Raw genomic sequence first — 10,767 nt, forward strand, 5'->3', positions numbered from 1 at the left:
AGAGTACTGCGGGGCCAGCCCGTGGGAGGCCAGGGCGCCGCTGACCGGTGGACGGCACCGAGCCGTGCGCTTGGACTGAGAAGGGGGAGGCCTCGCGGCCTCCCCCTTTTTCGTTTGGGCGTTGTAAACTTAAAGCCCCTACGGCTTAATTGTCTTTTCTATTTGAAGAAAATAAAACGAATGACCAGCGCGATTGCCGCGATGGCAATGATCAAGAGCGCGATTTGGAGCCGGTGCTGTTTGCGTCGTCTGCTAGACGATATAAATATCGATTTTCCTTGCTTCGGCGTCTCTAAATAGCGGGCAGAATGCGTTAGGGTCTGCTTAGGGCGAGGCTCTCTTCGTTGTTGCTTAGCGGGTGTTTGGGCCTGCTCCTGGTTGCATGCGCTGTTTTTGGATAAGGGGGCATCTTTGAGATACGCCGATTCGCTCGGTGCGACGCCCATATGTTTGCGACCTGATTGAGATTCTTCAAGGGTTTGATAACGATTGCGAGTTACATATTCAGGCTCTGTATCGTCAATAGGCTCTTGGGAAATATGGGGACGATGGTAGCGTATGGTCTGCGGATAGGTTGATTTATCGTTCTGCATCTGATCATACGAATTGTCGGAGGCTTGATCGTCCATGATACCCTTAGGTTGTCATTAATATTGTGTATACGCTCATTGTAAGCCCCAGCTTTGTTTAGCTAGGGCACATTTGGTATTTAAGGCACGGTTCAAAGAAGCTTGATCTCATTAAACCTTAGTCATACAGACTTAGATATGCTTATAGATAGAGACTCAAAAAACTTTATATCAAAATGTATATATAAGAAATGGATGGGCATATATTAAAGCGTCAAAAGAAGTCCCTGCCACCTAGAAGATGGCTCGGCAGTTCCTTAAAGGAGTGGTAGTCATGGCAAGCATGGTTCCTTATCGTTCGGTTTTTGGTGTTCGTCCCTCTGCTAGCTCGTTGTTCGATCTGTTTGATGATATGACCGATCTGGCAAACAACTCGATCGCCTCCAAGGCGTTTCCCGTTGATGTTGAGGACAAGGGCGACGGTTACGAGGTCAAGGCTTATTTGACCGGCGTCGCGAAGGACGACATCGACGTTGAGCTCAATGAGGGTCGTCTTTCCATTAGCGTGAATGTTGAGGAGAGCGAAGAGAACAAGGACAAGAACTACCTGCAGAAGGAGTTTTGCTCTTACAGCGCGACGCGCGGTGTGTACCTGAAGGATGCTTCGAGCGAGGGACTTTCTGCAAAGTATGCTGACGGCATCCTTACCGTTATGGTTCCTAAGATTGTCGAAAAGAAGAACGTTACGAAGATTTTCATCGACTAACGTTATCGGCCATTAACATCGGTGCCTGAGCTAAGGGGGCTGGGAAGCGATTCCCGGCCCCCTTTTCTATTTGAGACAGCCTACTGAATATTTGAGACAGCCTACTGAATGGTCATGGGCCGATATTGCCCGGCGGGACGTATTGTGAGTTTATGTGGCCCCTCAACGCGGGTGGCGGTGCTACCAAGCTCGTTGTCGAGTGTCGCCCCAAGTGAGCTTGCGTAGCTTTTGACGGTAAGGCTTGGGCGATTGTTGTCTTGGCTAATGTGCATCGCGATAAGCTGCTCGGTGCGATCGGTTACCAGTGCGCGTGCGGCATCGGCGGCCTGATCGTTGGAGAGATGCCCTTTTGCAGACAGGATGCGCTCCTGAAGAAAGCGAGGATAGTCTCCTTGACGCAGCATGGCTACATCGTGGTTGCTTTCGAGCGCGAGAATGCGACAGTCCCTGAGCGTATCGATGGCATGCTTCGACAACTCGCCGGTGTCGGTGGCAAAGCCAACCGAATCACCCTGGGCATCAAAACGGTAGCCGACAGGATTGACGACGTCGTGCGATGTCGAATACGTTTGAATGTGGACCCCGGCAATAGAGAGGGCGTCACCTGGGTCGAATTCCTCAACAGACAGATGTGCGAGGCTTTCCTTTGATGCGAGCGTGCCCCTGCTGGAAAAGACCGGTCCGTTCCAATGTTTACACCACACCTCAAGCCCCTTAATGTGGTCGCTGTGCTCATGGGTGACAACAAGGGCGGACACGTCGTCTGCCGAAAGGCCGATCTCAGCCATGCGTTTGAGCGTTTCGCGGCGGGACAGTCCGTCATCGACCATAATGAGCCCCTGCGGGCCCTCGATGAGTGCGCAGTTGCCTTTAGAGCCGCTGCCGAGGATATGAAGGTGCAGGCGAGACATAAGATTCCAAAGGATACAATGAGTGCTGACGAATAGAGGAGGAAGCGAATGCCAACGGTATCACAGCATTACGGACACCATGCCGTACCCGGGGCAGTCGATGAGACCCGGACGAGGCAGCAGGCTGCTCCTGTGGTGCTCATGGTATCAGGCGGTGCGGACTCGACGGCACTGCTTCTTATGGCGTGCACATCAAAGCTGGATATCCAAGATGGACGCGGCGTTGCCCCCATTGCTCGCGAGCGCCTACATGTGCTTCATGTAAACCATCACCTGCGAGGCAAGGCGTCCGACGGCGACGAGGCCTTTGTGCGCGAGCTCTGCGCACAATATGGCTTGCCGCTGTGCGTGGAGCACGCCTATTTTGATGGGGAGTCGGGCAATATCGAGGCGGCTGCGCGCGAGGTGCGTTATGCCGCGGCGCGAAGGTATGTTCGCGAGCTTTGTGCCAAGATGGGGACGCCGAGAACGGCGGCGCGCATCTGTACTGCCCATACCTCTTCAGACCGCGCGGAAACATTTTTGATGAACGCCATTAAGGGGTCGGGCCCTGCTGGGCTCTCGAGCATTCCCCGCCGAAGGAATATTGTGGTACGCCCCTTGCTCGACCTAACTCATGGCGAGCTTGTGGGCTATCTGCAGGTGCATGGTCAGCCGTGGCGCGAGGACGAGACCAACGAAGATATCTCGTATCTGCGAAACTACGTTCGCCACCGGGTAATGCCAGTGCTGGCGCAGCGTAATGCGAGCGTGTGTAAAACGATTGGTGCCGCCTGTGAGATCTTGGGTGATGAGGATGCGTTTCTATCCCAGTTGTCGGCACAGGCGTTTCGAAGCTGCCTGCGCAAAGAGGCAGCGGGCGCGCTGGTGCTCGATGCCAGACGCCTTGCTGCGGCCGAGGTGGTAATCGCGCGGCGCATCGTGCGACTGGCGATTAAACGCATCGATCCGGACGCTCGCCCAGAGATGCGCCATGTGGAGCGAGTCCTCTCCTGTGTTGCCGAGGGTGCGGGTTCGGTTACGCTTCCGGCGGGGATTGACGCACGTGTTGAGTTTGGCATGCTGGCGTTTAAGGCGCCGGCGGCTCGTGAGGGCTTGGTTGCGGACTGGATTAGCATACCCGGCCGTATGTCGTTGGGCGGGGGACGTATGCTGGTCACAGAAGCGATAGCCGTTGAGCCGGGATGCGATATCGTGCGCCGCGCCCGTGAGCTTGCGGCTGCTGGGGAAGTGGCAGCTTTGGTGGACGCGGCTGCCCTGGGTTTTGCCAACAGCGATAGCGAGCGGATCTTGGCGGGCTCGCGCGGCGAGGTTCCTGCCGAGGGGCGATTGGCGCGCCTGTGGGTGGACGGTCCCGCACCGGGAGACGTGATGTGCCCGTTAGGCATGAGTGGCCGAAGCAAGAAGGTATCCGACTTGTTGTGCGAGGCTCGTATTCCCGTTTCCGAGCGCACCGGCGTGCCCGTGGTAAGGACGGCACCGGGGGGTGTCGTGGTGTGGGTTGCCGGAGTTCGCGCGGACGAACGCTTTAAGTGCACGGCGGCGACGCGTGTGGCCTATCTGCTTCGCGTGGTTGACGCGGATTAGCCCCTCGCACCAGTTTTTCTGTGCGGCGTTGACGGTATTCCCGCGCTGATGGTGCACGGGCTGGAAAATATACCCCGTGCGCTGCTAGAATGTGTAGTTCGCGTCCATACGGCGGTGTGTGGGCGATTAAGCACAAGAAAGGGTTGTCATGGCTTCTCAACATCCGGATATCGAGAAGGTTCTGTTTACGCAGGAGGATATCGACGGTATCGTCTCTCGCCTGGGCGAGGAGATTACGCGCGACTACGCGGGTAAGGATCTGGTGCTGATTGCGGTCTTGCGCGGCGCCGTGGTCTTTATGGGCGACCTGATGCGCAAGATCGAGCTGCCGACCAATATCGATTTCATGGCCGTTTCGAGCTATGGCGACGGTGTGAAGTCCTCGGGCATCGTGCGTATTATTAAAGACCTTGATATCGATATCCGCGGTCGTGACGTGCTGATCGTTGAAGACATTCTGGACTCGGGCCTGACGCTCAAGTATCTGATGAAGAACCTCGAGAGCCGCAAGCCCGCTTCTCTGGAGGTCGCCGCCTTCCTGTGGAAGGACGTTGAGGACCGCATCTCGGCCATTACGCCCAAGTATGTTGGAACCCATTGCCCCGATGCCTTTGTGGTGGGCTACGGCCTCGACTATGCCGAGCGCTATCGTAACCTTCCGTATCTGGGCATTTTGAAACCGGAGGTTTATTCGTAAGATGCCCGACGACCGTAACGACTACAATTCCCAGACACCCCGGGACCCTAAGATTCCGGGGATGCCCGGAGGCAAGAAACCCACACGTACGGGCTGGCTGTATTTTCTTTTGGCTTGCGCACTTCTGGGCTACGCCTTCTTTAATATGGGCTCCGGCTTTGCCAGCTCCAGCAATACCGTTAAGCTCGCGACGAGCGAGATGGTGAGCGCTATCAAGCAGGATCGCGTCGAAGATCTGACCTATACGGTTCAGGACGGAAGCGTGACGGGTCATTACTGGAAGGCGAAAAAGGACAAGGGCGACACGAGTGAGCTCAAGAGCTTTTCCTCGACCTATGTCGGCTCCGATTCGCTTGCCGAGCTCATGGCGGAGCATCCCGACACTAAGTACATCGTCAACACCAACGACCCCGATTTTTGGGGCGACTTGGCGATGAGCGTACTGCCGACGATTGCCCTGATCGCCATCATGTTCTACTTTATGCGCCAGATGATGGGCGCCAATAATAGGAACATGCAGTTTGGCAAGACCAACGCCAAGACCAACGAGGCTACGCGTCCCAAGGTCAAGTTCGAAGACGTTGCCGGCGTGGACGAGGCTGTTGAGGAGCTCGAAGAGATTCGCGATTTCTTGAGCGATCCGGACCGTTATCGCAAGCTGGGTGCCAAGATCCCGCGCGGCGTTTTGCTGGTGGGCCCTCCGGGCACCGGTAAGACGTTACTGGCCAAGGCCGTTGCCGGAGAGGCCGGTGTCCCGTTCTTTAGCATCTCGGGCTCTGACTTTGTCGAGATGTTCGTGGGCGTCGGCGCCAGCCGCGTGCGCGACCTCTTTAAGGAGGCCAAGTCTCAGGCTCCGTCGATCATCTTCATTGACGAGATCGATGCCGTGGGACGTCAGCGCGGAGCCGGCCTGGGTGGCGGTCACGACGAGCGCGAGCAGACGCTCAACCAGCTGCTGGTCGAAATGGACGGTTTTGAGGAAAGCGAATCGGTCATCCTGATCGCCGCGACCAACCGCCCCGATATTCTGGATCCGGCATTGCTGCGCCCCGGTCGTTTTGACCGCCAGGTTACGGTCGACCGCCCGGATGTGAAGGGGCGCGAGCAGATCTTGCGCGTGCATGCCGAGAACAAGCCAATGGATGAGGACGTTAAGTTTGAGAAGCTCGCCCAGATGACCGTTGGCTTTACCGGTGCCGATCTGGCAAACCTGCTCAACGAGTCCGCGCTGCTTGCCGCTCGCCGTCATCGCTCCGTGATCTCGATGGACGAGGTCGAAGAATCGATGGAGCGCGTGATTGCAGGACCGCAGCGCAAGGGGCGCGTGATGACCGAAGCCGAGCGCACCACGATTGCCTACCACGAGAGCGGTCATGCTCTGGTGGGTCACATCCTGGAGCACTCCGATCCGGTTCACAAGATTTCGATTGTCAGCCGCGGTCAGGCTCTGGGCTATACGCTGCAGCTTCCGCAGGAGGATCACTTCCTCAAGACCAAGAACGAGATGCTCGACGAGCTTGCCGTGTTCTTGGGCGGTCGCGTTGCCGAGGAGCTCATGTGCGATGACATTACATCGGGCGCGAGCAACGATCTGGAGCGCGCGACCAAGATGGCGCGCGAGATGGTTACGCGTTTGGGCATGAGCGAGGAGCTGGGCACGCAAGTGTTTGGCGAGGCACAGCATCAGGTGTTTCTTGGTCGCGATTATGCCGATCACCAGGATTACTCCGAGGAGACGGCGCGCCGCATCGATATCGAGGTTCAGCGCATCATGCGTGAGGCCCATCGCCGTGCTGTTGAGATTTTGGATGCCCGTCGCGATCAGCTCGATCTGATGGCGAAGGTGCTGCTTGAGCGCGAGACCGTCGAAGGCGACGCCGTGAACGCCCTGCTCGACAACGACTGGGATGCCTACCTTGAGCGCGAGGGCGACATTCTGGCAGCCAAGGAGGAGCGCAATGCCAAGGCGGGCGGCGTGCCGACCAAAAAGCGCACGCCTCGTATGAGCGAGGAGGAGCTGGCAGCTGATGCCGCAGCTTTTGCGCAGGCGGCTATGCAGGAAGATGCCGAAGTCGCATCCGATAGCGCTGACGATGTCGAGGCTGCTGACACAAAAAAGGCCGATGGCGACACCGAGGCCGACGAGTAGTCTTTGTCGCGAGAGCCTCCGCGGGGAAACCTGCGGAGGCTTTTTTTGAGCGATATGGGGCCATCTGTTGATTGGGGACAGACTTAAATGAGCGTTTTCACGCATTTAAGTCTGTCCCCAATTAACATTGCTGCGGTACTTTGCTTGACTAAAGCGTACAATACCGCCTATGCGAAAGGGGAACAGATGATCAACGAAACCATGTTTGCTCGCGGCGCGGAAAGCTCTATCATCCGCGAGATCTTTAGCTATGGACTTGAACGCAAGGCACAGATCGGTGCGGAGAACGTATTCGATTTTTCGCTGGGCAACCCGAGTGTTCCGGCGCCCGCTGCCGTGGCGGAGTCCATCAAAAAGGCCTTGGAGCTGCCGAGCGACCAACTGCACGGATACACGCCCGCACCAGGCCTGCCGCAATGTCGTGTCGCTGTGGCCGAGTCGCTCAACCGTCGTTTTGGCACGAGCTATGAGGGTAAAGATGTCTTTATGACCGTGGGTGCGGCGGCTTCGCTCACCTGCACGCTCAACGCTGTTACCAATCCCGGTGACGAGGTCATTGTTATCGCCCCGTACTTTCCGGAGTATCGCGTGTGGATTGAGAAGGCCGGCTGTACGTGTGTCGAGGCACCCGCCGATGAAGACACGCTCCAGCTGAGTGTGGGCAACGTGCTCAAGGCGATTACTGATAAGACGGCGGCCGTCATTATCGACTCCCCCAACAACCCGACCGGTGCCGTATATACGCGCGACACGCTGACGCGACTGGCCAATGTTCTGCGCGAGGTCAATGCCAAGCGTGATCCCGAGAATCCGATTATGCTCATCTCGGATGAGCCGTACCGCGAGATCGTGTACGGTGCCGAGGTGCCCTGGGTACCCTCAATCTACGATAACACCGTCGTGTGCTATTCGTATTCCAAGTCGCTGTCGCTGCCGGGTGAGCGTGTGGGTTGGATTTTGGTTCCCAACACCAATCCTCAGGCTGCTCGCCTTATGCCGGCCGTCGCCGGTGCCGCCCGTACACTGGGTTTTGTGTGCGCACCGGCGCTCTTCCAGCGCGTGATTATCGACTGCATCGATGAGCCGAGTGATGTCGAAGCCTATGCTCGCAACCGAACGGCGCTCACCGACGCATTGGCGGAGTACGGCTACACCTACGTTGAGCCGGACGGCGCTTTCTATCTGTGGGTGAAGGCGCTCGAGCCCGACGCAAACGCTTTTTGCGAGCGTGCAAAGAAGTACGAGTTGCTCGCGGTGCCTTCGGATAGCTTTGGCATGCCGGGTTGGTTCCGCTTGGGTTATTGCGTGAGTTACGAAACGATTATCAATTCGCTACCAGCTTGGAAACAGTTGGCGGACGAGTATCGTTAAAAGCAGAGCGCTCTGCCTACAATGTTTTACGTGAAACGGGGTTTGGTGTTAAACCGGACCCCGTTGTCATGGACGTTGTGTCTTTGGGATGGAGCGGTTTTACGACTATCGAAGGCTATGCGTACAATGAATATACGCGACGGCCATACCGGATAAGGAGACCTGATGCCCTACCTGCTTTCCTGTGACATTCATACCCATACGATGTTCTCTGCGCATGCATATTCGACCATTGAGGAGAATGTGTACTGGGCGGCAGAGCGTGGCCTGCAGGTGCTTGGATCTGCCGACCATCTGAGCTCTATGGTTACGGCTTGCCCCAATGACCTGCGCAGTTACCAGTTCTTTATCAACCAGGATATATGGCCGCGCATTTGGAGCGGCGTGTTGGTGCTGCGTGGCGCCGAGGCCGATATCGTTTCGCTGGACGGAAGCCTGTTTGGCGAGGACACTCCTGTCACGCTCGATATTGCCGGCGATTCGTACAGCCGTCAGCATTCGCTATTCGATCGGGTTACGCGTAATTTGGATTATTTGGTTGCAAGCGTGCATAATCCGCAGTTCGCTGAAGGCGCGACGCTGGCCCAGACGACCGAGATGTATATCAATGCTCTGGAGCACCCCAAGGTGTTTATGCTGGGGCATACGGGTCGATCGGGCGTGCCGTTCGATATCGACGAGGTGTTGCTTGCTGCTAAGGCTAAGCATAAGATCATCGAGATCAACAATCACAGTCTTGAGCATGGCGCTGATGCCGAGCATTGGGACGTGTGCCGCAAGATTGCCGAGCGGTGCGCCGAGCTGGGCGTGGGGATTGGCGTCTCGACCGATGCGCACATTGGTATGGCAATTGGTAAGCTCGACCAAGCGCGCAAGATGCTCGACGAGATTCACTTTCCGCTGGATTTGATCGTGACGCGCGACCGCGAGACGCTACTGCGCGAGATGGCGGCAGCCGGCGTGTGTGACCTGCGCAAGAGGATGTAGCGGAGTTCATAAACCAAGTAAGGGGGCGGCCCAGACGGGTCGCCCCCCTCTTGTGCCGGTGGATTAGCGGCGCTCGAGGACCGCTACAGTTTCGGTGTGGTCGGTATGGGGGAACATGTCGACGGGCGTGATCTTGAGCAGGCGATAGCCACCGTCGAGGAGCTGGTGCAGGTCACGCTCTTGGGTCACAGGGTTGCAGCTGATATAGGTGATGCGGCGAGGTCTAAGCGCGCAGGCGGCTTCGAGGAACTCGGGGGTAGAGCCGGCACGCGGCGGATCGATGGAAAGGACGTCGATGCGCTCGTTGTTGTCGGCGGCATCTAGGATGTAGTCGGTGGCATCGTCGGCCATAAACCAGGCGCTGCGGGTAAGACCGTTGAGCTCGGCGTTGCGGCGTGCGTCGGCAATGCCCGCCGGGTTGCGCTCCACGCCAAGTAACATGATACCGATGCCCTTGTTCTGAGCTTCTTTAGCTGCGCAAAGACCGATGGTGCCGCTGCCGCAGTAGGCATCCATGAGAACATCGCCCTGGTGCAGATCCATGCCGTCGATAGCGAGCTGGTAGAGCAGCTCGGTCTGCTGCGGGTTGGTCTGGTAGAACGCGGTGGGGGAGATATCGAACTCGCAGCCGAGTAGCTGGTCGCGCATGCATTCAGCGCCATACACGATGTGGGTTTCCTCACCCAGAATGGCGTTGCCAGGGCGTCCGTTGATGTTTTGGGCGACGGTGACGATACGCGGATCGAGTGCGGCGATGGCCTCAAAGAATTCCTGCGCATGCGGCAGGTCGCGCTGGGCGGTAACGAGGGTGATCATGATCTGGTCGGTGCGCCAGCCGCAGCGAACGACGGCATAGCGAAGCAGGCCCAGATGCTTGTCCTCGTTAAAGGCGGGAATGTGCAGGCGCTCGGCCTCACGCGCAATGCCGTTAAGAATCTGACGGGCTCCCGGTGCCTCGACGGGGCATTCGGGAACAGCGACGATTCTGTGCGTGCCGCGCTCAAAAAAGCCGCAGCGGACAGCGCCCCCTTTGCCGGGGGCAAAGGGAGTGGCGGCCTTATGGCGAAAACCACGCGGCGCAGGATATTTGCCCGGGTCGCCCAGAGTAACGTCCATACCGCGAATGGGATCGACGGTTATGCCCTCACGCTCGCAAAGAGCAGCAAAAAGTTCATCCATAGCAGCCTGCTTGGTCGCCAGCTGCTTCTTATAAGGCCTGTTGAGCGCCGTGCATCCACCGCAAGCTTTCATGATGGAACAGGGCGACTTGGGATCAACGGCCTTATGAGCGGATCGGGACGACTCATTATGCGAGCGCTTGGAACGAGCTTGAGGCGCCTTATCCTCGCCCCGACGAAAGCTGGGGCGCTTGGCCTTAGCCTTGCCCTTGGCCGACTTACCCTTCGTGTCCTGAGACGACTTGGATTTCTTAGAAGATTTTTTCTCTTCCGACCCCTCAGCCGCCTCGATCAAAGCACGACGAGCCTTACGCTCCGCACGAGATTCTGCCATCAATAACTCCACTAATTCATGAATTAAAGCTGCAAGTATTGTACCGTGCCAAGCAAGCAGACGGTATGCAAGCGGTTTAATCGTGTCAGTGATAAGCCCAACGACGGTTGCCCGCCGCGTGAGGGGTGTGGGGGTTAAGTTTATCGCGAGTTCCGCACGAACAGGAGGCCACTTAATGTGGCCTCCGTCGTGAGCAGGACTGTAGAGCAGGAAACTTA

Annotated in this window: 9 protein-coding genes; 6 read left to right on the forward strand and 3 right to left on the reverse strand. The window is 57.4% G+C overall.

The features are described from left to right. Nucleotides 1-158 precede the first annotated feature (158 nt). Entirely contained in the window at nucleotides 159-629 is a 471-nt protein-coding gene (locus tag ACTQ1S_RS08795; RefSeq protein ID WP_154517745.1) for a hypothetical protein, read from the reverse strand. Nucleotides 630-903: 274 nt separating this feature from the next. Here ACTQ1S_RS08795 and ACTQ1S_RS08800 point away from each other — a divergent pair, with 274 nt between their 5' ends. After that, the gene (locus ACTQ1S_RS08800; RefSeq protein WP_441547520.1) at nucleotides 904-1,335 is read left to right on the forward strand and encodes an Hsp20 family protein; all 432 of its coding nucleotides are present in this window, start codon (nucleotides 904-906) and stop codon (nucleotides 1,333-1,335) included. A gap of 101 nt (nucleotides 1,336-1,436) precedes the next feature. Here the strand turns inward: ACTQ1S_RS08800 and ACTQ1S_RS08805 are convergent, their stop codons facing one another. Beyond that, nucleotides 1,437-2,246 (reverse strand): MBL fold metallo-hydrolase, encoded by an 810-nt coding sequence (locus ACTQ1S_RS08805; RefSeq protein ID WP_441547521.1) that lies wholly within the window; start codon nucleotides 2,244-2,246, stop codon nucleotides 1,437-1,439. Between the two features lie 48 nt (nucleotides 2,247-2,294). Between ACTQ1S_RS08805 and tilS the strand changes: the two genes are divergently transcribed. The 5 genes from tilS (at nucleotide 2,295) to ACTQ1S_RS08830 (ending at nucleotide 9,037) form a co-directional block, all read left to right on the forward strand. Beyond that, nucleotides 2,295-3,833, forward strand: a complete 1,539-nt coding sequence (tilS, locus tag ACTQ1S_RS08810) for a tRNA lysidine(34) synthetase TilS (RefSeq protein ID WP_441547522.1) — start codon at nucleotides 2,295-2,297, stop codon at nucleotides 3,831-3,833. Between the two features lie 148 nt (nucleotides 3,834-3,981). Further along, entirely contained in the window at nucleotides 3,982-4,530 is a 549-nt protein-coding gene (gene hpt / locus ACTQ1S_RS08815) for a hypoxanthine phosphoribosyltransferase (protein ID WP_154517754.1), read from the forward strand. Nucleotide 4,531: 1 nt separating this feature from the next. Further along, the gene (gene ftsH, locus ACTQ1S_RS08820; protein ID WP_441049310.1) at nucleotides 4,532-6,679 is read left to right on the forward strand and encodes an ATP-dependent zinc metalloprotease FtsH; all 2,148 of its coding nucleotides are present in this window, start codon (nucleotides 4,532-4,534) and stop codon (nucleotides 6,677-6,679) included. 186 nt (nucleotides 6,680-6,865) lie between these two features. Further along, nucleotides 6,866-8,050, forward strand: a complete 1,185-nt coding sequence (locus ACTQ1S_RS08825) for a pyridoxal phosphate-dependent aminotransferase (RefSeq protein ID WP_441547523.1) — start codon at nucleotides 6,866-6,868, stop codon at nucleotides 8,048-8,050. Nucleotides 8,051-8,215: 165 nt separating this feature from the next. After that, complete coding sequence (locus tag ACTQ1S_RS08830) at nucleotides 8,216-9,037, forward strand: phosphatase (protein WP_154517764.1); 822 nt, start codon at nucleotides 8,216-8,218, stop codon at nucleotides 9,035-9,037. Nucleotides 9,038-9,100: 63 nt separating this feature from the next. Here ACTQ1S_RS08830 and rlmD read toward each other — a convergent pair whose 3' ends face one another. Continuing rightward, nucleotides 9,101-10,549 (reverse strand): 23S rRNA (uracil(1939)-C(5))-methyltransferase RlmD, encoded by a 1,449-nt coding sequence (gene rlmD / locus ACTQ1S_RS08835; protein WP_441547524.1) that lies wholly within the window; start codon nucleotides 10,547-10,549, stop codon nucleotides 9,101-9,103. Nucleotides 10,550-10,767 lie beyond the last annotated feature (218 nt).

This window comes from Collinsella sp. LCP21S3_D3 (assembly GCF_052118305.1).
Lineage (GTDB): Bacteria > Actinomycetota > Coriobacteriia > Coriobacteriales > Coriobacteriaceae > Collinsella.

Coding starts and splice junctions, on each gene's coding strand:
- ACTQ1S_RS08800 (WP_441547520.1), top strand. CDS start 904: ATGGCAAGCATGGTTCCTTATCGTTCGGTTTTTGGTGTTCGTCCCTCT.
- ftsH (WP_441049310.1), top strand. CDS start 4,532: ATGCCCGACGACCGTAACGACTACAATTCCCAGACACCCCGGGACCCT.
- ACTQ1S_RS08830 (WP_154517764.1), top strand. CDS start 8,216: ATGCCCTACCTGCTTTCCTGTGACATTCATACCCATACGATGTTCTCT.
- hpt (WP_154517754.1), top strand. CDS start 3,982: ATGGCTTCTCAACATCCGGATATCGAGAAGGTTCTGTTTACGCAGGAG.
- ACTQ1S_RS08795 (WP_154517745.1), bottom strand. CDS start 629: ATGGACGATCAAGCCTCCGACAATTCGTATGATCAGATGCAGAACGAT.
- tilS (WP_441547522.1), top strand. CDS start 2,295: ATGCCAACGGTATCACAGCATTACGGACACCATGCCGTACCCGGGGCA.
- rlmD (WP_441547524.1), bottom strand. CDS start 10,549: ATGGCAGAATCTCGTGCGGAGCGTAAGGCTCGTCGTGCTTTGATCGAG.
- ACTQ1S_RS08805 (WP_441547521.1), bottom strand. CDS start 2,246: ATGTCTCGCCTGCACCTTCATATCCTCGGCAGCGGCTCTAAAGGCAAC.
- ACTQ1S_RS08825 (WP_441547523.1), top strand. CDS start 6,866: ATGATCAACGAAACCATGTTTGCTCGCGGCGCGGAAAGCTCTATCATC.